Annotated in this window: 21 protein-coding genes and 1 pseudogene; 14 read left to right on the forward strand and 8 right to left on the reverse strand. The window is 70.9% G+C overall.

The window, feature by feature from the left end; all coding sequences use genetic code 11:
• Positions 1-109 precede the first annotated feature (109 nt).
• On the reverse strand, positions 110-1,894 hold the full coding sequence (locus tag AY578_RS07475) for a helix-turn-helix domain-containing protein (protein WP_234008113.1): 1,785 nt from the start codon (positions 1,892-1,894) through the stop codon (positions 110-112).
• A 219-nt stretch (positions 1,895-2,113) separates the two neighbouring features.
• Between AY578_RS07475 and AY578_RS07480 the strand changes: the two genes are divergently transcribed.
• The 12 genes from AY578_RS07480 to AY578_RS07535 all read left to right on the forward strand — a co-directional run bounded on the left by AY578_RS07480 (position 2,114) and on the right by AY578_RS07535 (position 15,696).
• Positions 2,114-3,229 carry an FAD binding domain-containing protein gene (locus AY578_RS07480; protein WP_161232251.1) on the forward strand — a complete coding sequence of 372 codons (1,116 nt, stop codon included), beginning with the start codon at positions 2,114-2,116 and terminating at the stop codon, positions 3,227-3,229.
• A 69-nt stretch (positions 3,230-3,298) separates the two neighbouring features.
• A complete protein-coding gene (locus tag AY578_RS07485) occupies positions 3,299-4,495 on the forward strand; it encodes an FAD binding domain-containing protein (RefSeq protein ID WP_026243414.1) in 1,197 nt (398 codons plus the stop codon).
• 53 nt (positions 4,496-4,548) lie between these two features.
• Entirely contained in the window at positions 4,549-4,998 is a 450-nt protein-coding gene (locus AY578_RS07490; RefSeq protein WP_019522204.1) for a cupin domain-containing protein, read from the forward strand.
• Between the two features lie 150 nt (positions 4,999-5,148).
• Positions 5,149-6,033, forward strand: a complete 885-nt coding sequence (locus tag AY578_RS07495; protein ID WP_161108459.1) for an FAD binding domain-containing protein — start codon at positions 5,149-5,151, stop codon at positions 6,031-6,033.
• Complete coding sequence (locus AY578_RS07500; protein WP_019522206.1) at positions 6,030-6,596, forward strand: (2Fe-2S)-binding protein; 567 nt, start codon at positions 6,030-6,032, stop codon at positions 6,594-6,596. The genes AY578_RS07495 and AY578_RS07500 overlap by 4 nt, the downstream gene beginning before the upstream one ends.
• Positions 6,596-9,034 carry a xanthine dehydrogenase family protein molybdopterin-binding subunit gene (locus AY578_RS07505; protein ID WP_258902191.1) on the forward strand — a complete coding sequence of 813 codons (2,439 nt, stop codon included), beginning with the start codon at positions 6,596-6,598 and terminating at the stop codon, positions 9,032-9,034. The genes AY578_RS07500 and AY578_RS07505 overlap by 1 nt, the downstream gene beginning before the upstream one ends.
• A complete protein-coding gene (locus AY578_RS07510) occupies positions 9,034-10,155 on the forward strand; it encodes an XdhC family protein (protein WP_258902192.1) in 1,122 nt (373 codons plus the stop codon). The genes AY578_RS07505 and AY578_RS07510 overlap by 1 nt, the downstream gene beginning before the upstream one ends.
• 39 nt (positions 10,156-10,194) lie before the next feature.
• On the forward strand, positions 10,195-10,872 hold the full coding sequence (locus AY578_RS07515) for an SRPBCC family protein (protein ID WP_019522209.1): 678 nt from the start codon (positions 10,195-10,197) through the stop codon (positions 10,870-10,872).
• On the forward strand, positions 10,862-11,758 hold the full coding sequence (locus AY578_RS07520) for an AAA family ATPase (protein ID WP_137207112.1): 897 nt from the start codon (positions 10,862-10,864) through the stop codon (positions 11,756-11,758). Before AY578_RS07515 ends, AY578_RS07520 begins: the two co-directional genes overlap by 11 nt.
• 44 nt (positions 11,759-11,802) lie before the next feature.
• Entirely contained in the window at positions 11,803-12,972 is a 1,170-nt protein-coding gene (locus AY578_RS07525) for a vWA domain-containing protein (RefSeq protein WP_258902193.1), read from the forward strand.
• Positions 12,973-13,030: 58 nt separating this feature from the next.
• Complete coding sequence (gene moaA / locus AY578_RS07530) at positions 13,031-14,017, forward strand: GTP 3',8-cyclase MoaA (RefSeq protein WP_214258163.1); 987 nt, start codon at positions 13,031-13,033, stop codon at positions 14,015-14,017.
• On the forward strand, positions 13,921-15,696 hold the full coding sequence (locus tag AY578_RS07535) for an MFS transporter (RefSeq protein ID WP_258902194.1): 1,776 nt from the start codon (positions 13,921-13,923) through the stop codon (positions 15,694-15,696). Before moaA ends, AY578_RS07535 begins: the two co-directional genes overlap by 97 nt.
• Positions 15,697-15,768: 72 nt before the next feature.
• On the opposite strand, the pseudogene AY578_RS07540 reads toward AY578_RS07535, so the two are convergent.
• Positions 15,769-17,206 (reverse strand): annotated as a pseudogene (locus AY578_RS07540) (hypothetical protein).
• 206 nt (positions 17,207-17,412) lie between these two features.
• Here AY578_RS07540 and AY578_RS07545 point away from each other — a divergent pair.
• Entirely contained in the window at positions 17,413-19,242 is a 1,830-nt protein-coding gene (locus AY578_RS07545; RefSeq protein WP_258902195.1) for a DUF8508 domain-containing protein, read from the forward strand.
• An 80-nt stretch (positions 19,243-19,322) separates the two neighbouring features.
• Here AY578_RS07545 and AY578_RS07550 read toward each other — a convergent pair whose 3' ends face one another.
• On the reverse strand, positions 19,323-19,637 hold the full coding sequence (locus tag AY578_RS07550) for a DUF3618 domain-containing protein (RefSeq protein ID WP_086020092.1): 315 nt from the start codon (positions 19,635-19,637) through the stop codon (positions 19,323-19,325).
• A gap of 41 nt (positions 19,638-19,678) precedes the next feature.
• Complete coding sequence (locus AY578_RS07555; RefSeq protein WP_136239272.1) at positions 19,679-20,095, reverse strand: phage holin family protein; 417 nt, start codon at positions 20,093-20,095, stop codon at positions 19,679-19,681.
• Between the two features lie 130 nt (positions 20,096-20,225).
• Here AY578_RS07555 and dapA point away from each other — a divergent pair, with 130 nt between their 5' ends.
• Positions 20,226-21,140, forward strand: a complete 915-nt coding sequence (gene dapA / locus AY578_RS07560; protein ID WP_161231427.1) for a 4-hydroxy-tetrahydrodipicolinate synthase — start codon at positions 20,226-20,228, stop codon at positions 21,138-21,140.
• Here dapA and AY578_RS07565 read toward each other — a convergent pair.
• The 4 genes from AY578_RS07565 to dapD form a co-directional block, all read right to left on the reverse strand.
• Positions 21,115-21,501, reverse strand: coding sequence for an SMI1/KNR4 family protein (locus tag AY578_RS07565; protein WP_258902196.1), 387 nt, complete (start codon positions 21,499-21,501; stop codon positions 21,115-21,117). The genes dapA and AY578_RS07565 overlap by 26 nt on opposite strands.
• Positions 21,502-21,507: 6 nt before the next feature.
• Complete coding sequence (locus tag AY578_RS07570; protein ID WP_019522220.1) at positions 21,508-21,918, reverse strand: VOC family protein; 411 nt, start codon at positions 21,916-21,918, stop codon at positions 21,508-21,510.
• A 12-nt stretch (positions 21,919-21,930) separates the two neighbouring features.
• Positions 21,931-22,272, reverse strand: a complete 342-nt coding sequence (locus tag AY578_RS07575) for a hypothetical protein (protein ID WP_052183348.1) — start codon at positions 22,270-22,272, stop codon at positions 21,931-21,933.
• A gap of 453 nt (positions 22,273-22,725) precedes the next feature.
• Positions 22,726-23,715 (reverse strand): 2,3,4,5-tetrahydropyridine-2,6-dicarboxylate N-succinyltransferase, encoded by a 990-nt coding sequence (gene dapD, locus AY578_RS07580; RefSeq protein WP_161108453.1) that lies wholly within the window; start codon positions 23,713-23,715, stop codon positions 22,726-22,728.
• Position 23,716 lies beyond the last annotated feature (1 nt).

Below are 23,716 nucleotides of genomic sequence, written 5' to 3' on the forward strand. Positions count from 1 at the left end.
CCGGGTCGGTGGCCCGGGCCGGCCCGGTTGAGGTGCTCCGGCAGCTGGCAGGCGTCGGCGGCGGGGATCCAGGTCCCGAGGCCGGGTGGGATCACGCCGTGCGGCGTCGTCACCCGAGCCGTTGGGCGTGCTCGGGCCAGGCGTGGCCGAGCACGTCCTCGGTCATCAACGCGGCCTGGACCTGCAGGAGTGTCTCCGGTTGTGAGAGCGGCGACCCGAGCAATTCCTCGATCCGCTTGAGCCGCAGGCCGACGGTGTTCGGGTGCACATACAGCGCGGCTGCCGTGCGGGCGGTGTTCAGGTCCTGCTCCAGGTAGGTCCGCAGCGTCTCGATCAGAGCGGCGTCCCGGCGGGAGTCGTACGCGCGCAAGGGTGCCAGGACGCGATCGGCGTACCGGATGAGCTCGCGGGGATCGTCGAGCTGGAGCAGCAGGCCGTACACGCCCAGCTCGGACAGGGTGACCGTCCGGTCCCGCCCTCCGCGCAGCTGCGCGAGTTCCAGGGCGCCACGGGCCACCCGGAAAGCCGCGGCATAGTCGCTCAGTTCGGAGCAGACGGCCCCGACCGCGACGGATACGGTGGAGTCGTTGAGCGTCCGGCCGACCGCCCGGCGAATCATGTGGCCGGCAGTCACCGGGTCGGCCTGCTGGTTCTTCGATGTGTCGTCGGGCCACAACACCACCACGAACTCACCCCAATTGGTGACGAGCGGGCGGGGCCTGACACCGTCGGTCGCGCTGTGCACGATGCCGAGCAGCCGCCGCACGTCGGCCGGACGCGTACCAGTCGCGAGATCCGCCCCCGCCGTGCCTGCCGTGGTGGTGTCCGCCTTGATCACCAGCACCGCGTGGGGCCGGGAGAGGTCGTGGCCCAGCGTCCGGGCGCGCGAACCGAGTGTCCCGGACGCGACGCCGGAGAGCAGATCACTCAGCAGGTCCCCCCTCAGCCTCCACTCCACCTCCAGCGCGGTCCGGCGGCGGAGTAGTTCGAGGGCGGCCACAGTGGCTCCGTGTTCCACCGCGCGGTGGCCGAGCGGCCCGAGGTCGACGAGCCGGCCCGGCAGCCAGATCCGCGCCACGAGCTCTCCGCCGAGCAGCACCGGCGCCACGATCCGTGGGCCGCCTTCCGGGTCGGGCAGCTCCGTGAGCCGTTCGGAGCCGGTCTCGTCTGTCTGCTCGACGTGCGGGACCTCCAGCCGGCTCCCGTCCTTCTCAGCGCTCCCGAGCGGGTGCCCTGCCGGGTCGGTGATGAGCACGGGGCGGGCGAGGAGTCCGGACAGGGCGGCGGCGACGCCTTGCACTCCGGCCGCGCGCAACGCAACGGACGTCAGATCCCGGTGGATCTGGTCGGCCTCCTGCAGCAGCCGGTGCTGTGTGGTCAGGGACTCGTTCAGCTCCTCGAGATCGGCGATGGTGTCGCGTTCGCGGTCCCGGAGCCGGGCGGTCTCGATGGCTATCCCCGCCTGGTCGGCCAGCGTGATCAGAAGGTCCAGCTCGTCGGCGTCGAAGGTGTGGAGCTGGGTCCGATAGCAGTTCAACGCACCGGCCGGTGTTCCGGCGACCCTGAGCGGTACGGACACCATGGACCGGTAGCCCTGCTCGCGCGCCACCTCCCCCCAGGGCCGGAACATCGGTTCCACCGTGATGTCATCGATCGCCTGGGGCTCGCCGCTGTTGAACGCCCGGCTGGACGGCCCCTCTCCCAGCGGCCCGGGCCCGAGCCGGATCGGGTGGTCGGTGTTGACGCGAGCGACGTACTCGGGGGTGAGGCCGTACGACCCCTCGATCACCAACGCGTCCCGGCTGTCGTTGGCCAGCAGCACGGCGCACAGCTCGTACCCCATGAGGGTGCAGGCCTTCTCGGCCACCAGATCCAGGAGGACCGGCAGTGGCACCGGCGCATTCACGGCGGTCGCGATCTCGGCAACGCCCGCAAGCCATCGCCGCACATCGCTCGTGCCGTCATCGGTAGGGTTACGTTTCGCCTCGCACACGGCCCTCACTGTGCAGACACACAGCGAATCCGGCAAGGGGGGTGCCGGCACACATTGAGACGTGGGAGGCGCCCCGGAACAGTGGAGACACAGACTGATACCGGATTGCCAAGGAGTGCCGTGCCTCCACGTGTCGTCGTGATCGGTGGCTCTCTCGGTGGGCTCAATGCAGCACTCCACCTGTACCGGACGGGTGCGGACGTCGAGGTGTTCGAGCGCAACGGACACGAACCGCGCGACGACGGCGCCGGTGTGCTGCTGCCCCCGTCGACCGAAAGGCTGCTCGCCGAGTGCGGTGCTTTCCCCGTCGGCGTGGCGCGGACGGTGCGCCACTTCGACGCCCAGGGAGCGCTGCTTCGTGAAGAGCCACGCGCCCACCGCTTCGCGTCCTGGGCCGCGCTGCACCGGGCGCTGCTGACGGCATTGGGCCGGGACAGGGTGCGGCGAAACCACGCGGTGGTCGGTCTCGAGCAGGACGGCCGATCCGCCGCGGCCCTCTTCCGCGGCGGGCGGATCGAGCGCGCCGACCTGGTGGTCTGCGCCGACGGCACCGGCTCGACGAGCCGGCGGCTGCTGCTTCCGCGATCCTTCCCGCGCTATGCCGGCTATGTGGCCTGGCGTGGCCGCGTCCACGAGAGCTCCTTGCCGCCGTCCGCGGCCCGGGCCCTCGCCGGGGCGGTGAGCTTTCTCCGGCTGCCGGACAGCCATGTGAGGGTGAGTCCCGCACCGGGGCACCTGCTCGACTTCGTCTGGTACCGCGATCTCCCGGACGGCCGTGCGCTCACCGCGACGCTCACCGACCGCACCGGTACCCAGCGCTCACTGACGGTGTCGGCGGGCATGGTGCCCGACGCCTCCGTGCGACGGATGCGGGAAGCGGCGGCGGAGATGATGCCGCCGTTCTTCGCCGAGCTGGTGTCACGGGCACCGGAGCCGTACGTCGAGCAAGTCGTCGACGTCACGGTGCCCCGGATGGTCGTCGGGCGGATCTGCCTGATCGGCGACGCGGCCTTCACGTCCCGTCCTCCCGCGACGGCGGGCGCGGCGAAGGCGGTCGAGGACGGCTGGTCCCTCGCCGCGGCAATCGGCCGTACGGGCACCGCTGTGCCGGACGCTCTCGCGGAGTGGGAACCAGCCCGGCTGGAGCGGGGGCGTCGGCTGGTCGCCGGAGCATGCGCCCTCGGCCGCTCCGCGGGACTGTGGGAGTCCACAGCGAAATGGCCTTTCATCGTGTAGCCGCACATGTTCCGCCCGAGCCTCGAAGGCCAGTCTGTTCTAGGCCAGTACATGACCTGGAGGCAGATGATGAACGAATACGGTCGGCTGCGAGTGGCGGTGGTCGGCGGGTCCATGGGCGGCCTGACCGCCGCTCTGGTCCTGCGCGAACTCGGTTGCCAGGTGGATGTGTACGAGCGGTCGCCCGAGTTGCTCGACGGGCGCGGGGCGGGCGTGGTCCTGCAGCCCGACACCGTGCGCTGGTTCGAGGAGCACGGTGGAATCGCCGCGGTGGAAAAGGTCAGCACCGGATCGTCGACGCTGCGTTACCTCGGACCGGGCAACGAGATCATTCATGACGAGCCCAGCGCATGGCGGTTCACCTCGTGGACGGCTACCTACCGGGCTCTCCTCGACGATTTCGGGACCGAGCGGTACCACCTGGGTGAGCATGTGGCAGGGCTCGACCAGGACGCCGACCAGGTAACGCTGAGATTCGTCAGCGGGCGGCGGGTCCACGCCGACCTGGTGGTGTTCGCGGACGGCATCTCTTCGACCGGTCGACGGCGGCTGCTGCCGGAGGTCCGGGCGCAGTACTCCGGCTATGTCGGATGGCGCGGCACCGTGCTGGAGAGCGCGGTCAGCGAGGAGACGTTCGAGCTTTTGCACGACTCGCTCGCCTACTCGGTCGGACCGAGCACGCACATCTGCATGTACCCGATCCCCGGCCCGGCCGGAGAGCTTGAGATCGGCAAGCGGCATCTGAACTACGTCTGGTACCGCAATGTCGCCGAGGGGCCCGAGCTGGACGAGCTGCTCACCGACAAGCGGGGCTTCCCCTGCGCGGTGTCGGTACACCCCGGGATGGTCCAGGACCGTTACGTCGAGGAACTGCGCGCCGCGGCACGAGAGCTGCTGGCGCCGGCCGCTGCCGAGATCGTGGAGCGCACCGAGGAGCCGTTCATCCAGCCCGTGCTCGACATCGAGGTGCCCAGGATGGCCTTCGGCCGGGTCGCTCTCACGGGTGACGCCGCCTTCGCCGCGCGGCCCCACGCAGCCGCCGGTACCGCGAAGGCCGCCGCCGACGCCTGGGCTCTGGCCGCCGCGCTGCGCGAGACCGGCGGCGACGTGGTCTCCGCCCTGGCGGAGTGGGAGCCCGGCCGGCTGGAGCTCGGCCGCAGCCTGCTGAGCCGGGTCCGTGCCATGGGCACCCGCTACCAGGTCGACGGCACCGCCGATCCTCGCGACCGTTCGCTGCGATTCGGGCTGTACGGCCCGGACCGGTGAAGCCGACGGCCGTCAGACAGCAGACATCCGTACGACAGGAAAGGATCCACGCCATGCCTGAGGTTCCCGAGGTACAGGTGGTCCGGCACGAGGAGCTCGACGACGACACCCCGCAGACGCCGGGTCTGCAGCGCTTCGAGGCGGTGTCCGCGAAACGCCTCGGCTCCAGGGAGCTGTGGATGGGCCTGTCCGTGCTCCCGGCGGGCGCGAAGACGGGCGTCCACCATCACGGCGAGTCGGAGACGGCTCTGTACGTGCTCAGCGGCGTCGGCCGCTGGTGGGTGGGCGACCGGCTGGACCAGGCCCGCGAGGCGCATGCGGGGGACTTCGTGTTCATCCCGCCGGGCGCCGTGCACTGGGAGGAGAACGGCAGCGACACCGAGCCGGTACGGATGATCGTCGCGCGCAGTACGCAGGACGCCATCGTCGTCAATCTCGATCATCACCCGTACGCTCCCGCACACCGCTCGGACCCCACCCAGGACCGGGCGTCCCATGGTTGAGAACACATGATCCGCCCCACACCCTGTGGGGCACCACAGTCACCTGCCGGATGGCCCGTCGTAATCTCGGGGTAACCGCACCCCCGCCGACCTCGGCCCCGGGCCCCCGGTCACCCGCCCTTCCGCAGGAGCCGCACCGAAGGACAGGCAATGAAGCCGCCCGCATTCACGTACTGCGATCCCGATTCCGTCGATGAAGCCGTCGCGCTCAAGAACGAGTACGGCATCGACTCCCTCGTCCTCGCCGGAGGACAGAGTCTCCTCCCCATGTTGAACATCCGGCTTGCCAGGCCGGAGGCACTGATCGACATCAACAGAATCAGTGACCTGCAGAAGATCGAGCGCTGGTCCGACGTCCTGGAGATCGGCGCAGGGGTCCGGCAGTACCAGCTCGAGGACCACCCTCTCGTCCAGGAACTGGTGCCGCTGCTGCCCCAGGCCGTCAAATTCATCGGCCACATCGAGAACCGCCACCGCGGCACCGTCGGTGGGAGCATCGCGCACGCCGACTCCGCCGCCGAACTGCCGTGCACGGCGGTGGCCCTCGACGCGACGCTGGTCGTGCGCGGCCCGTCGGGCTCGCGCACCATCGCCGCCCGGGACTTCTTCCAGGGCTGGATGACCACCGCCCTGGAGCCCGAGGAGGTCCTCGTGGCGGTCCGCTACCCGGTCATGCCGTGGACCGCCGGCCACGGGTTCGTCGAGGTCGCCAGGCGGGAGGGCGACTTCGCGCTCGCCGGTGCCGCCGCGGTGGTGAACCTCGGCGAGGACGGCCGCATCGCCTCCCTCGCCGTCAGTGCCGCCAGCATCTCGGACACCCCCGTCCGCGCCACCGCGGTCGAGCAGGCGCTGGCCGGCGAGCTGCCGACCAAGGAGAACATCGCCAGGGCCGCCAAGGAGATCGTGCCCTCGGTGACCTCGGGAGACGACATGCACGCCACACGCGCGTACCGACAGCACCTGGCCACCGTGGTGGTGCAGCGAGCGATCACCGCGGCCGTGGCCCGCGCCCACGAGAGGAGCAACGCCCAGTGACGACCTCCACCGGCAGCAAGTACGGCACCGGCCAGCGGACCGTGACCGTGCGCGTCAACGGCCGGGATGTGACGCGCGAGGTGTCGACGCGCACCACACTCGCCGACTTCCTGCGCGACGAGCTCGACCTTGTCAGCGTCCATCTCGGCTGCGAACACGGCGTGTGCGGATGTTGCACCATCCTCCTCGACGGCCACTCGGTGCGCTCCTGCCTGATGCTCGCCGTCCAGGCGGACGGGCACGCGGTCGAGACCGTCGAGAGCCTTTCCGGCAACCCGGCGGAGCTGCACCCCATCCAGGAGTCCTTCGCCGAGGAACAGGGGCTGCAGTGCGGCTTCTGCACGCCCGCGATGGTGCTGCGCACGAAGGAGATCATCGAGACCGGTCGTGAGCTGACCGACGCCGAGGTGCGCCACGAGATCTCCGGAATCCTGTGCCGCTGCACCGGCTACCAGAACATCGTCAACGCGGTCCAGTCCGCCAGTGCCAAGCTCCGCTGCGGTGCGGCCGGGGCCGGCTGCGGCACGGCGGCGACCGACGACAGCACGGGAGGTCGTCACTGATGGCCACGGAGCACGCGAACACCGTGGAGAAGTCCCGCTACAAGTACCTCGGTGCGGACCGCAAGAGGGTCGAGGACCCGCGGCTGCTGGTCGGCCGTGGCGGGTACATCGCCGACCTCAAACTGCCGGGGATGCTGCACGCCGCGATCCTGCGCAGCCCCGTGCCGCACGCGCGGATCCGGTCCGTCGACGCCACCGAGGCGCTGAAGCTGCCGGGAGTCGTCGCCGTGGTCACGGGCGAGGACTGCAAGGCGAAGATGAACCCCTGCATGAACTTCGGCCCGGCATCGATCGCCCAGTACCCGCTCGCGGTGGACAAGGTCCGCTACGTCGGCGAGGCCGTCGCAGCGGTCGTCGCGGAGAGCAGGTACATCGCCGAGGACGCCGTGGAACTGCTCGAGGTCGACTTCGAGGATCTCCCGCCGGTCACCGACCCGATGGCGGCCATGGAGCCCGGGTCCGCCCTGCTGCACGAGGAGCACGGCAGCAACATCGGCTACGAGCGGACCTTCGAGTTCGGCGATGTGAACGCCGCGTTCTCCCAGGCCGACTTCGTGGTGGAGGACACCCTCCACTGGGGCCGCTCGGCAGGCATGCCGATGGAGACCTCGGGCGCGGTGGCCCACCCGGGGCTCAACGGCGTGCTGGAGATCTACTGCAACTCGCTCAACTTCAGCTACTTCTCCTTCCTGATCGCCTCGGCGCTGAAGCTGCCGTCCAACAAGCTGACGATGAAGCCGGTTCCGGCCGGCGGCAGCTTCGGCAGCAAGTTCACCGCGCACAAGGTGCCCACCCTCACCGGCTTCCTGGCCCTGCAGGTGGGGCGCCCGGTCTCGTACATCGAGGACCGGATCGACCACCTGATGAACTCCGATCACCACGCCTCCGACCGCTACTACGACGCCCGCATGGGCTTCCGCGACGACGGCACGATCGTCGGACTCGACATCGACTGCGTCGACGACTACGGCGCCTACATGCAGTTCGGCGTCGGCACCCACGGCAACGCCTTCTCCCAGATCGTCGGCCCGTACCGGTTCCGGGACGTGAAGTACCACGTGCGTGCCGTGCTCACGAACAAGTGCCAGCAGGGCGCCTACCGCGGCTTCGGCTCCGAGGTGCACAACTGGGTGCTGGAACGGCTGGTCGACAAGGCGGCGCGCCGGCTCGGGCTCGCGCCGGAGGAGATCCGCCGCCGCAACTTCATCCAGCCCGACCAGTTCCCGTACAAGATCCCCGGCGGCAACGTCTACGACAGCGGCAACTACCCGGCGGTGCTGGACAAGGCGCTGTCGATGATCGACCTGGACAAGTGGCGCGACGAGCAGAAGCAGCTGCGGGAGGAGGAGGGCCGCTACATCGGCATCGGCCTGGCCACCACCCAGGAGCGAAGCGTCTTCAGCGCCACCGAGTTCTGGGCGCTGATGGACAATCCGGCGTTCCCTCTCACCTCGAGCCCCGAGAGCGCGACGGTGACGATCGACCCCACCGGCGAGTTCCAGCTGCTGCTGCACTGCCAGTCGATGTGGGGCAACAGCCCTGAGACGGTGGGCGCCACCGTGCTGGCGGAGGAGTTCGGCATCGCGCCGGAGAGCGTCAACATCCGGTACGCCGACTCCGCTCACGCGCTGCCGGGCACCGGCCCGGGCGGCAGCCGCTACACCGTCATGCTGGCCGGTGCCGTACGAGGCGCGGCGCGCAAGCTGCAGAAGAAGCTCATCGACATCGCCGCGCACACCCTCGAAGTGGCCACGGAGGACCTCGAGCTCGTCGATGCACGCGTCCAGGTCAAGGGCGCACCCGAGCGGGGTCTGACGCTGGCCGAACTGGCGGGGACCGCGTACTTCTTCGCGCTCAACCTGCCCGAGGGCATGACGAGCGGGCTGGAGGAGTCGTACACCTACGACCACCCGTACACGACGCTGCCGTCACCGGACCGCTCGGACCTGGGCGTCTTCTATCCGATCATGGGCCATGCCTGCCACATCGCGGTCCTGGAGGTCGACCCCGACACCGGGATCCTGTCCTTCCTCGACTACGTGGCGGTGCACGACGCCGGGACGATCGTGAACCCCAAGAGTCTGGGCGGCCACGTCACCGGCGGCGCCGCGCAGGGGCTCGGGTCCACGTTGTACGAGGAGCTGGCCTACGACGAGGACGGGCAGTTCAAGTCCTCGACGTTCATGGACTACCTCATTCCCACGGCCAACGAGGTTCCGGCGTTCCGCATGGCGCACGTCGAGACGCCCTCGCCCTTCACCGAATACGGCATCAAGGGCGGCGGCGAGGGCGGCCGCATGGTGACCCCGTCGGTCGTCTCCGCAGCCATTGACGACGCGCTGCGGGACTTCGGGATGCGCGTCCGGGAGCTTCCGGTCAAGCCCTCGGAGATCGTGGCGACGGTGCAGGCGGGGCGCGCTGCGGCAGGGTCCGCCTGATGTCCGCCACCGCCGCGGAGCTCCTCGCGGTCCTCGGTGAGCTTCGGCCCGAGGACCGCGAGGGTCGGCCTCGCCCGCTCGCCCTTGCCACGCTTGTCGCCGTGCGCGGCTCGTCCTACCGCCGGCCCGGAGCCCGGCTGCTGGTACGCGAGGACTGCAGCACGGCCGGCAACCTCACCGGCGGCTGCCTCGACGCCGAGATCGTCGAGGCAGCCCGTGACGTCGAACGGACCGGGGCCGCCCGAATCGTGACGTTCGACCTCACGGCCGAGGAGGAAGCCGTCCTCGGCTGGGGCATGGGATGCAACGGCGTGCTCGACATCCTCGTCGAACCGGCCGAGTCCGCGCGGGCCGCGGGACACGTGCTCGCCGAAGCGGTGTCGGCCCGCCGCAGGGCCACGCTGCTGACGCTGGTCTCGGGCACGGCCGTCGGCCGGCGCTGGTGGCAGGTGGACTCCGAGGAGCCGACCGGCGGGGCCGACGCCGGGCCCCCGCCGAGCGCGGTCCGGTCCGCGCTCGCCGCAGGCAGAAGCGGCCTGGTGACGCTGCCCTCCGCAGCGGGTGAGGTGCGGGCGTTCGTCGAGGTCCTGCAGCCGCCGCCGCGGCTCGTGGTGTGCGGTGCGGGCGTCGACGCAGTGCCGGTGACCCGCCCCGCCGCGGAGCTCGGCTGGGATGTGGTCGTGGTCGACGACCGGCGGCTCGTGCTGGACCCCGACCGCTTCCCGCCCGGGACCACCCTGATCGTCAGCGCTGCGGGCACGGCCCGTGAGCTGCCGGTGGACGACAACACCTATGTCGTCGTGATGAGCCACAACTTCCTGCGGGACCGCGACTACCTGGGCGCGGCGCTCCGCACGAACGCCCGGTACATCGGGGTCCTCGGCCCCCGGCTGCGGCTCCAGCGGCTTCTCGACGACCTCGCCCGCGACGGAGTGCTGCCGACCGAACGTGACGGGCTGCGTCTCCATGGCCCGGCCGGGCTGGACCTCGGCGCGCAGGGGCCGGACGAGATCGCCCTCTCGATCGTCGCCGAAGTCCTGGCCACCAGTCGCGGACGCTCCGGCCAGGAGCCCATCAGCCGCCCGTACGCGCTGGATCTCACAGCAGAGCCCGCTGCCTGAGAGAGACCGTTACCCGAACGCAATCGATAGGAACACACCGTGCAACTCCAGAACTCATTCGTGGTGTCCTCCCCGGTCGACAAGGCCTGGGACTTCTTCCTCGACGTCGAGAACATCGTTCCCTGCATGCCGGGGGCGGAGCTCGTCGAGACCGTCGACGACAAGAACTGGCGCGGTCGGCTGAAGATCAAGTTCGGTCCGGTGGCGATGGCGTTCGAGGGCACCGTCGAGATGGTCGAGCGCGACGACGCCGAGCGGCGGATGATGTTGCGCGGCGCGGGCAAGGACCAGCGCGGCCGCGGCAACGCGTCGGCCGACATCCACGTGGTGGTCGAGCCCGGCCCGCAGCCGGACACCACGTCGGTGTCGGTGTTCACGGACCTCAAGGTGAGCGGTCAGATAGCCCAGTTCGGACGCGGCATGATGCAGGACGTCTCCGAGCAGATGACGAAGAAGTTCGCCCACTCGCTGCAGGCCCGCCTGCAGCAGTCGGAGCCGGTCCTGGTCGCGGAACCGGGGCAGGAGCCGAGCAGGGAGTGGGGCGCGTCGGCCCCCGTGGAGGGAGCTCCCGCCCCGGCGCAGGCGCCGGCCCGGCCCGCCCCCCGGGAAGCCGAGGCGGTCGCCGGGTTCCGGCTGCTGATGGGCCTCCTCGTACGCGCCCTTCTGCGGCAGTTCGGAAAGCTGCGCGGATCCGAAGGAGCACGGCGTGGCAACTGATGTCCAGCCGACGACGTCCGGGGGCCGCAACAGCATCTCCTCGGTCACCGAGGTCAAGGAGCGGCTCGGGCAGTTCCGTTACCTCGCCGACGAGGGACTCGCCACGGCCGCGTACCTGGCCCTCGGCCTGGAGCGCCCGCTTCTGCTCGAGGGCGAGAACGGCGTCGGAAAGACCGAGATCGCCAAGGCACTGTCCGGGCTGCTGGGCCGCGAGCTGATCCGCCTGCAGTGCTACGAGGGCATCGACACCAGCCAGGCCCTCTACGACTGGCACTACGGACGTCAGCTGCTCGCCGTGCGGGGCGCCGGGGACGGCGGGGCGGAAAACGTCTTCACCCGGGACTATCTGCTCACGCGCCCGCTCCTGGACGCCTTGGAGAAGGGCGACCGCGCCGTGCTGCTGATCGATGAAATCGACCGTGCGGACGATGAGTTCGAAGCATTTCTCCTGGAGCTGCTGTCGGACTTCGCGGTCACGATCCCCGAGGTGGGCCGGATCGAGGCGTCCTCGCGCCCGTTGGTCGTCCTCACCTCCAACCGCACCAGGGATCTGCACAACGCTCTGCGTCGGCGCTGCCTCTACTACTGGGTGGAGCATCCGGACACCGAACGCGAATTCCAGATCCTCAGGCTGCGCGCACCGGAGGTCCCGGAGCCGCTCGCCAGGGAGGTCGCCGCTGCCGTACGGCGGGTCCGCGGGCTCGGCCTCGGCAATCCGCCAGGGGTGGGAGAGAGCATCGACTGGGCCAACGCCCTGCACATGCTGGGTGTTTCCACGCTCTCGCCGGAGACGGCCGCGGCCACCCTGAGCGCCCTGGTCAAGGACGTGGACGACCAGCGGGTGGTGCGGGACCGGATCGCCGACGTCCTGCCGACGGCGCCATGATCTCGCCCTCAGCGTCTCCGGCCGAGGTGACCGGCCGCGCATGCGTGGAATTCGTCGCACTGCTCAGGGACCGGGGCCTGCAGTCCGGACCCGAGCAGACCGTGGCGTTCTACACGGCGCTGCACCTGATGGGCGCGGACTCCGCAGGACCACCCGGCATACGGCAGATGTACTGGGCCGGTCGCGCGGTGCTGGTCAGCCACCGGCACCACTACCCGGTGTACGACCGCGCGTTCGCCGACTTCTTCGGAGGCTCGCCCACCGATGCGCAGGAGGGGCCGCCCACGCCCAAAGCCGTGCCGACGAGCATCCACGAGCGGGAGGACGCCGCGCCCGGCACGCCGACCCCCCGGGCCGCCGACACCGACGACGAGCAGGCCGACGATGCCCGGCTGGTCCCCAGCGAGGTGCAGCTGCTGAAGGAGAAGTCCTTCGGCGCGATGACTCCGGAGGAACGGCGCCGGGTCGCCGCGCTGATCCGCCGGCTGCGCCCGGACCTCCCCCGGCGACGCAGCAGGCGGCAGCAGCCGGCGACTGTGGGCCGGTATCTCCACGTCCGGGGTCTGCTGCGCGGATCGCTGCGGACGGATGGCGAGCCGATGCGGCTGCCCCGCCGCCGGCAGCGCTTCCGGGAGCGTCCGCTGACCCTGGTGATTGACGTGTCCGGGTCCATGGCGCCGTACGCCAAGGCGCTGCTGCGCTTCGGCCATGCGCTGATGCACGCGGGACATCGGGTGGAGGTGTTCACCTGCGGGGTGCATCTGACCCGTGTCACCGACGCTCTGCGCAAGGTGTCGGTGGACGCCGCTTTGCGCCACATCGGCGGTGTCGTCGACGACTGGGACGGCGGCACCCTGCTCGGCACCTCGATGCGTGAACTCGTCGAACGCTACGGAGGACACTGCTCGGTGCGTGGCGCGCTGATCGTGGTGTGTTCCGACGGCCTGGACCGGGACGATCCAGCGACGCTGGGCGAGGCGATGCGCAACCTGTCGCGCCGGGCTCACCGCGTCGTGTGGCTCAACCCCCTGAAGGGCGATCCGCGGTACCGGCCGCTCGCCCGGGGTATGGCCGCCGCGCTGCCTCATATCGACATCTTCCTGCCCGGTCACAACCTTGCAAGCCTCGAGAACATGTGCCGGGCGATCACCACGCGGCACATGCCACGACGGAAAGCCGTGTCCCATGCCCCAGCCCACGCCGCAACCGATTGACCTCGGCCTGCCCCGTACCAGGCGAGCCCCCGACCTCGCGGGCCGCCCGGACACCCCGCTGCTGGTCGACCGCTTCGGCCGCTCGGCCACGGACCTGCGCGTCTCGCTCACCGACCGCTGCAACCTGCGCTGCACCTACTGCATGCCGGAGGAAGGCCTGGACTGGATGCCCGGGCCCGACCTGCTGGACGACGACGAGGTCATCGCCCTCATCACGGTCGCGGTGCACCGGCTCGGCGTCACCGAGGTCCGGTTCACCGGTGGCGAGCCGCTGCTGCGACGGGGGCTGGAGAAGATCGTCGCGGCCACCGCCGCCTTGTCGCCGCGGCCCCGGATCTCGCTCACCTCCAACGGCGTCGGGCTGGCCCGGCGTATCGACGCGCTGGCAACCGCCGGTCTGGACCGGGTCAACATCTCGCTCGACACCGTGCGCGCCGACCGGTACCGCATGATCACCCGGCGGGACCGATTCGACGACGTCCTGGCCGGACTGGCCGCCGCCAAGGCCCACGGCCTGGGGCCGGTGAAGATCAACGCAGTGCTGCTGCGGGGCGTGAACGACGACGAGGCGGTGCCTCTGCTGCGCTTCTGCCTCGAACACGGTTACCAGCTGCGCTTCATCGAGCAGATGCCGCTCGACGCCCAACACAGTTGGGACAGAGCACAGATGGTCACCGCCGCGGAGATTCTGGATTCACTCGGTGCCGCCTTCACCCTGGCCCCCACTGCCGACCCGCGGGGGTCGGCGCCCGCCGAGCGCTGGCTGGTGAACGGCGGCCCGGCGACGGTGGGTGTGATCGCGTCGACGACCAGACCGTTCTGCGACACGTGCGACCGTACCCGGCTGACCGCCGACGGCCAGGTGCGCAACTGTCTGTTCAGCCGGACCGAGACCGATCTCCGCGGCCCGCTTCGAGCCGGAGCGGACGAGGAGACCCTGGCCGGCCTGTGGCGGGGCTCGGCGTGGGCCAAGGCGGCCGGCCATGGGATCAACGATGCGGGGTTCACACAGCCGGGGCGCTCGATGAGCGCCATCGGTGGATGAGGGGGACACGGGTGCACTCCATCGCCGAACACGCCGGACGGCGCGCGTACAGCGCCGGCTTCTGGTTCGTGGCATGTGGCTTTGCGACCGTGATGTCGTTCGGCACGGTGCCGACGCCGCTGTACGTGCTCTACCAGGCCCGTGACCACCTCTCGGCGACGACGGTGACCTTGGTGTTCGCCGCGTACGCGGTGGGCGTACTGCTCAGCCTGTTTCTGCTGGGCCACTTCTCCGACGTGCTCGGCCGGCGGCGGGTGCTGCTGCCCGCGGTGTACGTCGCCGTCGTCGCCGACTTGTGTTTCCTCTTCTGGTCGTCACTGCCCGGACTGATCGTCGCGCGGGTGCTCACGGGCGTCTCGGTCGGACTGATCGCCACGACGGCCACGGCTTACCTGGCTGAGCTTCACCGTGCTGCCCGTCCCGGGGGAAGCATGCGGCGGGCGGAGGTGGTCGCGACCGCGGCGAATCTGGGCGGTCTCGGCCTGGGCCCGGTCGTCGCCGGTGCGCTCGCGGATCTCGCGCCCCGTCCGCTGCAACTGCCCTACTGGATCTATCTGGTCCTGCTGCTGGTGATGGCCGGGCTGATGAGCCTGGCTCCTGAGACCATCGACGTTCCCGAGCCTCGCCCGCCGTACCGCGTGCGGCGCATCGACGTGCCCGCCGCACAGCGCCGCCGGTTCCTCGCCGAAGCCGCCTCGGCGTTCGTCAGCTTCGCCCTGTTCGGGCTGTTCGCCGCGCTGGGGCCGTCGTTCGTCCTCGACACCCTGCGCGAGCCGTCGCACACCGTCGGCGGGCTCGCCGCCACGACCGCGCTGGGATCTGCCGCTGTCGCGCAGGCCCTGGTACGTGAGCGGGAGACGACCGCACGCCGCACGGTCGGGCCGGCCTTCGCCGCCCTGCTGGTCGGGCTGGGCATCGTGGTCGTCGCGGTATGGTCCGGCGCCCTGACCATGTTCCTGGCCGGCGCGGTCGTCGGTGGCGCCGGCGCGGGACTCGCCTTCGCCGCGGCGGTCAAGGCCGTGGCGGACAGCGCCTCCTCGCAGAACCGGGCAGACGCGTTGTCCGGACTGTTCCTGGCCGCTTACCTCGGAATCACTCTGCCCGTCGTCGGCCTCGGTGCAGCGACCCAGCTCGTCTCCCAGCCGCTCGCTCTCACCGCCTTCGCCGTGGTGATGGCGGCGGCGACGGTGGCTGCCGGGCTTGTTGCAGTCAGCGCACGGGTTGTGTCCGACGCGCATTCAGGTGACGTGACGTCAGGCCCGGATCGTTACTGCCGGCTGACCGACCGACCCCTGAGCGTGGACGAGGTGCTGACCGCGGTCACGGGGCCGGGCCAAGGCGGCACCGTGGTCTTCATCGGCACCGTGCGGGACCACAACAACGGCAAGTCGGTGACGCGTCTGGAGTACGAGGCGTACCCGAGTCTGGCGCTGAAGGTGCTGACCGACATCATCCGCCGCTGCGAGGCCACCGCACCCGGAGTCCGCGTCGCCGTCGCGCACCGAACCGGCCGGCTCGAGATCGGGGAACCCGCCGTGGTCCTCGCCGCGGCGGCACCCCACCGAGCCGAAGCGTTCGAGGCCGCCCGCGCGTGTATCGAGCTGCTCAAGGAAGAAGTCCCGATCTGGAAGAAGGAGTTCTCCCCCGACGGCGCCGAGTGGATCGGAACCGGACCGTGAAGCCTGATCGTCGCGCGGCACCGTAGGAGGGCGGCCCTCGCCCGGGCGGTTGATCGGATCACCGGCGCTTCGTCAGTTCCCTCGCTGCGACCGCGCCTTGAACGCAGCCTTCCGCGCTTCCTTCGCGACCTTCTTGTCCGAGTGGAGGCGGCCCATGGCCTCCAGGACGTCCGCCGTCGCCGGGTGGTCCACCCGCCATACCGTGTCGAAGAAGCCGCTGTGCTGCCGGGCCAGGCCCTCGACGAGGGCGTGCAGTTCTTCCGACTCGCCCTCGGCGGCGAGCTGCGCGGCCACCGTGTCGATGGTGAGCCAGAAGATCATCGCCTCGGACGGCGGCGGCACGTCCGCGGCTCCCTGCTCGGCGAGCCACACCCGCGCCAGACCGCCGAGTTCGGCGTCGTCCAGCACCTCCCGCAGCGCGGGCTCCGCGGCGCCGCCCACCAGCGACAGCGCCTGCTGGCAGCGCAGCCGCCGCAGCGGCGCGCCCTCGTCGGAGCCGCGCGCGGCGGCCAGCAGCTCCCGGGCGGCCTCCAGCGGCCGGCGCCGGCTCCAGCCAGTGTTCGGTCTCGGCGTGGGCGGCGGCCGGCGGGTAGGCGGCGGTGCCGTCGAGCAGCGCGTCGGCGCCCTTGTCCGCGAGGTCGCCGACCGCGGGCGCCTCGAAGCCGGCCTCCAGCAGCCGGGCGCGCAGCCCGTACAGCCCCAGCGGGGTGAGCCGTACCAGCCCGTAGCGGGCGACGTCCGTGTCGTCGACGGGCGCGGCGGGCTCCTCGTCGGCGTCGGCCATCAGCGCCTCGTCGACCGGCTGGTACTCCACCAGCCCGACCGGCTCCAGCATCCGGAACTGGTCGTCCAGCCGCATCATCGCGTCGGACACCTGCTCCAGGACGTCGTTGCTGGGCTCCGCCATGCCGTCGGGCACGATGACGGAGGCGGCCAGCGCGGGCAGCGGCACCGGCGCGTCGCCGGCCTTGTCCTCGCCGACGGTCAGCAGGTAGAGGTTGCCGAGGACCCCGTCGAGGAACTCCGCCTCGGCCTCCGGGTTCCAGTCGAGCGCGTCGAGGTCCAGCTCCCCCGACCCCTCGCCCCCGGCGATGGCGTCGACGAGACCGCCCAGGTCGGGCACGCTCGCGTCACCCAGCACGGTCTCCAGGGCGCCGAGCCACACGCTCAGCACGTCCTGCGGGGAGCCTCCGGTGAGCAGCGACAGCTCGTCGCCCGCGCGTACGGTGCCCTGCTCCTCGTCGACCACCTCGACGAGCCCGGTGTCCACGGCGACCCGCCAGGCCTCGCTGGCGTCGGCCGCGGCGTCCTCCCCGCTCAGACCCAACTCCGCGGCGGCGTCCGGGAGCTGCTCGTCGACCAGTCCGCCGCCGGCGTCCACCCGGGTCGCGGGGCCGGCCCAGCGGGCCAGCCGGGCGGCCCGGGACAGCACCGGAGTGGACAGGGCGTCGCGCGCCAGCTCCGCTTCGGGGCGCAACCGCGCCGGCGGCAGGGTGGAGCTGTCTGACATCGGCTGTTTCTCCTAGGGCCTGTGCGTCTCGCCCGCTCAGCCTAGACGGATTTCCACCCATGCCGCCCGCTTCCTCTCCGCGTCGTGCGGCGCACATGGCCGAAACCTTGACAAGTGGCTTGGGAAGGCTGGACATTGACGCGCGTAGACAGGGTGTGTCCCGTACCGCACCCGCCACCCTCGTTCCGGTCCCCGGAGGGAATCCGTTGCCGAGCAGACCGACCGCGCGCCTCGCCGCGCTCACCGTCGCCGCCGTGTGTTCCGCGGCGTCCACCGTCGTCCTCACGACGCCCGCGCACGCCGAGTCCGTGCGCATCCACGACATCCAGGGCGACACGCGTGTGTCGCCCTTCGCCGGGAAGCAGGTCACCGACGTGACCGGCATCGTCACCGGCATCCGTACCTACGGTTCGTCCCGCGGCTTCTGGATCCAGGACCCCGCCCCCGACGCCGACCCGGCCACCAGTGAGGGCGTGTTCGTCTTCACCAGCTCCACCCCGCAGGGTGTCGCGGTGGGCGACGAGGTCTCCGTCTCCGGAACGGTCTCGGAGTACGTCCCCGGCGGGACCTCCTCCGGCAACCAGTCGGTCACCGAGATCACCAAGCCCACCGTCACGGTCGTCTCCCGCGGCAACCCGGTCCCGGCCCCGGCGGTCCTCGACGCGCGCTCGGTCCCGGCCGCGTACGCGCCGCAGGGCGACCCGGCGGCCGCTGGTTCGGTCAACGCCCTCACGCTGCGGCCGGGCACGTACGCCCTCGACCTGTACGAGTCGCTGGAGGGCATGAACGTCCGGGTCGCCGACGCCCGCGTGGTCGGCGCGACCGACCCGTACACGGAGCTGTGGGTCACCGTGAAGCCGCACGAGAACCGGAACAAGCGCGGCGGCACGGTGTACGGCTCGTACGACTCCCAGAACACCGGCCGGATCCAGATCCAGTCGCTGGGCAAGGCGGCCGACTTCCCCGACGCGAACGTCGGCGACGTCCTCGCGGGCGCCACCACGGGCCCGCTGGACTACAACCAGTACGGCGGCTACACCCTGGTCGCGAGCGAGCTCGGCACGCTGGAGGCGGGCGGCACGCAGCGCGGGACGACCCGCGCGCAGCACCGCTCCGAGCTGGCGATAGCCACGTACAACGTGGAGAACCTCGACCCGTCGGACGACACGTTCGCCGCGCACGCCGAGGCGATCGTGCACAGCCTGTCCTCGCCCGACATCGTGTCGCTGGAGGAGATCCAGGACAACAACGGCGCCACGGACGACGGCACAGTCGCCGCCGACGTCACGCTCGCGAAGCTCATCGACGCCATCGAGGCGGCCGGCGGCCCGCGCTACGACTGGCGTGCCGTCGACCCGGCCGACAAGAAGGACGGCGGTGAGCCGGGCGGCAACATCCGCCAGGCGTTCCTGTTCAACCCGGCCCGGGTGTCCTTCACCGACCGGCCCGGCGGCGACGCCATCACGGCGACCGACGTGGTCAAGGTACGCGGCAAGGCCGCCCTGGCCTTGTCGCCCGGCCGGATCGCCCCGGACTCGGCGGCGTTCGAGAACAGCCGCAAGCCGCTGGCCGGCGAGTTCGTCTTCCGCGGCCGCACGGTCATCGTGATCGCCAACCACTTCTCGTCCAAGGGCGGCGACCAGGGGCTGACCTCGCAGTACCAGCCGCCGGTGCGCAGCTCGGAGACGCAGCGCCACCTCCAGGCGCAGGAGGTCCACGACTTCACCGCGAAAATCCTCAAGGCGCAGAAGAACGCGGCGGTGGTGGCGCTCGGCGACATCAACGACTTCGAGTTCTCCCGCACCACCCGCATCATGGAGGGCGACGGCGTGCTCTGGTCGGCGGTCAAGTCGCTGCCCGCGTCGGAGCGTTACTCGTACGTGTACCAGGGCAACAGCCAGGCGCTGGACCAGATCCTGATCAGCCCGTCGATCCGCCGCCAGTGCTCGTTCAGCTACGACAGCGTGCACATCAACGCGGAGTTCCACGACCAGATCAGCGACCACGACCCGCAGGTGCTGCGCTTCAAGCCGTGACCCCTGTGTGATCGCACGTGGCAGAAGGGGACGGGAGCGTTTGTCCGCTCCCGTCCCCAGCCGTTGCGCGGTGCGCCCGCTCAGTGGTGGCGGCGCTGCACCAACACCACCGCGCCCACGGCCACCATCACCAGCGCACCCGCGGCGGCCATCAGCTGCGTACGGTGCTGCTTGCCGACGTCGCCGGCGTGCGCTGCGGTGCTGCGCATCTGCACGCCCATCGCGCCGGCCCGGTCCTTGAATTCGTCGGCGCGCGCCCTGGCCCGTGCCTTGACGTCCATCTTCCCGGCCAGTTCCTCGACGGTGTCGCCGAGTTCGTGCCGGGTGCGTTCGATCTCGCGGCGCAGTTCGTCGGGGCCCTTGGCCCCGCGCGCCTGCTCACTGCCGGCGTCCACGTGGGCTCCCGACGAGGACGCCGAGCCCCTCACGTCGTGCGTCATCGGTGTGCCCTTCCCTTGATCTCCTCGACGTCGGCCTTCACGCTGCCCAGCGTCCGCTCCGGCTTGGGCGGCGTGGCCCGGCGCAGCTGCCCGCGTCCGGCGAGCGCGAGCACGCCGGCGATCAGGAACAGCACGCCCGTGATGATGAGCGCCGCCGCCCACAGCGGCAGCACCAGGTCGAGTGCGGCGATTCCCGTGGCGGCCAGCGCGAGCAGCCCCGCGTAACCGAACGCTCCCGCCGCTCCCAGCATCCCTCCGCCGACTCCGGCCCGGCGCCCCTTCTCCGCCAGTTCCTCCTTGGCGAGCGCCACTTCCTGCCGTGCGAGTCGCGAGATCTGTTCGGTGGCCTGGCCGACGAGCTCGCCGACGCTGTGCTCGTCGCGGACGGGCCGTTGTTGGATGGTTCCGGCCACGGTGCGCCTCCTCTCGGTGGGGTCACCCGAGTACCCCCGCGCACTCCGCACTATCCCTCAAGCAAAGCTTACGGATATCGGTCAGAACCTGTAAGTGGACCTTCACTGTGCGGGGGCCGACACTACTCCCATGACGACCGTTCCTCCCTCCCTCGGCCGCACGCTGTGCGCGATGATCACCCCCTTCACCTCTTCCGGCGCGCTGGACCTGGACGGCGCGCAGCGCCTCGCCGACCATCTGGTCACCCAGGGCTGCGACGGCCTGGTCCTGTCGGGCACGACCGGGGAGTCGCCGACGACGACGGACGCGGAGAAGCGGTCACTGATCGCGGCCGTACGGGAGGCCGTCGGGACCCGCGCCACGCTGGTCGCCGGCGTCGGCACCCCCGACACCGCGCACACCGCCGCCCTGGCGCGCGAGGCCGAGGAGGCGGGCGCCGACGCCCTGCTGGTGGTCGCCCCGTACTACAGCCGCCCGCCGCAGGACGCTATCGAGGCGTACTTCCGCGAGACCGCCGACGCGACGGGCCTCCCCGTGGTCCTGTACGACATCCCGGCCCGCACCGGGGTCCGCGTGGAGCCGGACACGGTGCTCCGCCTGGCGGAACATCCGCGCATCGTGGCGGTGAAGGACTGCAGCAACGACTTCCTGGCGGTGCAGAAGGTGATGGCCCGTACGGACCTGGCGTACTACGCGGGATGCGACGAGCACAATCTGGCGCTGTACGCGGTGGGCGGCGCGGGGTGCGTCAGCACGGTGGCCAACGTGGCCCCGTCCGCGGTGTGTTCCGTCCTGGACGCCTTCGACAAGGCCGACACGGCGGAGGCGACGCGCCTCCAGCAGCGGCTGACACCGCTGATCGAGGCGATGATGGCGGGCGGCCTGCCCGGCACGGTCACGGCCAAGGCCCTGCTCCCCGCCCTGGGCCTCCCCTCGGGCCCGGTCCGCCCGCCCCTACGCCCGGCGGACCCACGCACGACGGCCGCCCTGCGGGAGACCTACGACCTGCTGACGGAGGTCAGTTCCACACCTGCCCGTCGCTGAACGGCGGAACGTGCCCCTGCCCGGGGTCGGCGTTCACCAGCCACGCCCGGGGGCTGTCGGTCTCGTGCTCCCACACGAAGACGTCGTCCCGCTCGGGCCGGACGACCAGGGCGAACTGGTCACCCCCGCCGTTGTCCCCGAGGAACAGCAGAGGATCAAAGGGCATGTACAGCCCGGCGAACGCCTCCCCGGACCAGAACGACAGGTTCTCCTCGACGATGCGCTCGAGCGGCCACACGACGTCGGTCCCGTACGTGTCGACGACGACGCCGCCGCCGTTCTTCCGCAGCACATCGGCCAAAGGCCCCGGCAGCCGCCGCCCGAGCCGCCGCTCCGCGCCCCTCAGCGCGGCTTCGTCCACTCCGGGTCAGTCCCGCCCGGGCCAGACCGGCCCCTCGTCGGTCCAGACGACGCCCTTGTTGCGGCACAGACAGAAGGGGTGCCCGATCGGGTCGGTGAAGATCCGCCACCCGTACCCCTCGGGCCCGACGAAGTCCTTGCGCAGCGTGGCCCCGAGCCCGATCACACGGGCCTGCTCGGCGTCGATGTCGTCGACTTCGAAGTCGAGGTGAAACTGCTTGGGATGCTCGGTGTCGGGCCACTGAGGAGCCCGGTAGTCGTCGACGCGGAAGAAGGCCAACTCGATCTCTCCGAACCGAATCCCGGCCCAGTCCGCGGTGCTGTCCGCCTTGACGGGCCGTCCCGTGACCTCGGAGTAGAAGCCGGCCAACTCCATGGTGTCCGGACAGTCGATGATGAAGTCGGTGAGTCGCAGCATGCCGCGATGGTGTCACAGGGCCTCTGCGCCGTCGCCGTGGGAGCCGGGCACGAAGGTCACGCCGAGTTCGTACCGGGCGATGCCGAACGGCTGGAAATCGGCATCGGCGAGGACGCGGTGGAGGAACTCGGAGGCGGACATGTCGTCGTAGCGGTACCAGGGTCCGGGATCGTGGGACCGTGCGAGGACGGGACAGTGGCCAGGCCGCTCGGCGTCAAGCAACCAGCAGTACTGGTCGGCCCATTCGGTGCAGCCCCACGTGACGACGCCCTTGCCACCCGGCGCGTATTCCTCGTACGGCCCGACCGTGGTGCCCCGGTCGACGCACAGTCCGGCCCGCCACTGCGTGATCAAGTCGAACGAGACGTTGGGTACCGCCGGCTGAACCGCTCGACGAGAGCGGGCAGATCAACCGCGCCGGAAACCGCCAGACACACCTGCCCCGCCCCGTGCCCGCCCCACCCACACACCAACTCCGGCCCACCGGGCCGAACCAGGGAGGCAGCGCCGTCGAGCAGTTCCCGTTCGTCCATGACCGGGAAGTGAAACACACGCCAAGGACAACGCCCCGCGGGGCTCCCCGTACAGAGGGAAGTACAGCAACCACAGCGATCACAACCGATCGTCGCCGACAACGACTGCCGTGCCCGCAGTTCGCATCGAGGGGTATACCGCGACACCCCCGCCCGGGCCGTCCACGGGCCGTGCGGGGGTGCTCAACGACGACTGACGTTGATCATCGACGACAGCTAAGTCGCAGGTCAGGCATTGATCCATAGGGCGGCCGCAGGTCACGGCCGCCGGTGATCAGTTGTGGCTGTGCAGCACCTCGTTCAGCCCGCCCCACACCGCGTTGTTCGGGCGGGCCTCCACGCGGCCCGTTTCCGAGTTGCGGCGGAAGAGGATGTTGGAGGCGCCGGAGAGCTCGCGGGCCTTGACGACCTGGCCGTCCGGAAGAGTGACCCGGGTGCCGGCGGTGACGTAGAGGCCGGCCTCGACCACGCACTCGTCGCCCAGGGCGATGCCCACGCCCGCCTCCGCGCCGACCAGGCACCGCTCGCCGATGGAGATGCGGACGTTGCCGCCGCCCGACAGGGTGCCCATCGTGGACGCGCCGCCGCCGATGTCGGAGCCGTCGCCGACGACGACGCCCGCCGAGATGCGGCCCTCGACCATCGACGTGCCGAGCGTGCCGGCGTTGAAGTTGACGAAGCCCTCGTGCATCACGGTGGTGCCCTCGGCGAGGTGCGCGCCGAGGCGGACGCGGTCGGCGTCGGCGATGCGCACGCCCTTGGGGGCCACGTAGTCCGTCATGCGCGGGAACTTGTCCACGGAGGTCACCTGGAGGTGCAGGCCCTCCGCACGGGCGTTGAGCCGCACCTTCTCCAGCTCGTCCACGGCGACCGGACCCAGCGAGGTCCAGGCGACGTTGGCGAGGTGGGCGAAGATGCCGTCCAGGTTCTGACCGTGCGGCTTCACCAGGCGGTGGGAGAGCAGGTGGAGGCGCAGGTACACGTCGTGCGCGTCGACCGGCTTGGCGTCCAGGGAGGAGATGACCGTGCGGACCGCGACGACCTCGACGCCCCGGCGCTGGTCCGGGCCGACCGCGGCGGTGGCGCCGCCGCCCAGCAGCTCGGCCGCCTGCTCGGCGGAGAGCCGCTCCGTGCCGGACGGACCCGGCTCGGCGGCGAGCTCGGGGGCCGGGAACCAGGTGTCGAGGACGGTGCCGTCGGCGGCGATCGTGGCGAGGCCGGCGGCCACTGCGCCGGTGGTGCTCTGAGCAGTCGTGTCGGTCATG

Origin of the sequence: Streptomyces thermocarboxydus (genome assembly GCF_024760485.1) — a bacterium.
GTDB lineage: Bacteria > Actinomycetota > Actinomycetes > Streptomycetales > Streptomycetaceae > Streptomyces > Streptomyces cellulosae.

Excerpts from the sequence above, each read along its gene's own strand:
- AY578_RS07495 (WP_161108459.1), top strand. The coding sequence starts at position 5,149 with ATGAAGCCGCCCGCATTCACGTACTGCGATCCCGATTCCGTCGATGAA.
- AY578_RS07505 (WP_258902191.1), top strand. The coding sequence starts at position 6,596 with ATGGCCACGGAGCACGCGAACACCGTGGAGAAGTCCCGCTACAAGTAC.
- AY578_RS07510 (WP_258902192.1), top strand. The coding sequence starts at position 9,034 with ATGTCCGCCACCGCCGCGGAGCTCCTCGCGGTCCTCGGTGAGCTTCGG.
- dapA (WP_161231427.1), top strand. The coding sequence starts at position 20,226 with ATGACGACCGTTCCTCCCTCCCTCGGCCGCACGCTGTGCGCGATGATC.
- AY578_RS07570 (WP_019522220.1), bottom strand. The coding sequence starts at position 21,918 with ATGCTGCGACTCACCGACTTCATCATCGACTGTCCGGACACCATGGAG.
- AY578_RS07485 (WP_026243414.1), top strand. The coding sequence starts at position 3,299 with ATGAACGAATACGGTCGGCTGCGAGTGGCGGTGGTCGGCGGGTCCATG.
- dapD (WP_161108453.1), bottom strand. The coding sequence starts at position 23,715 with ATGACCGACACGACTGCTCAGAGCACCACCGGCGCAGTGGCCGCCGGC.
- AY578_RS07490 (WP_019522204.1), top strand. The coding sequence starts at position 4,549 with ATGCCTGAGGTTCCCGAGGTACAGGTGGTCCGGCACGAGGAGCTCGAC.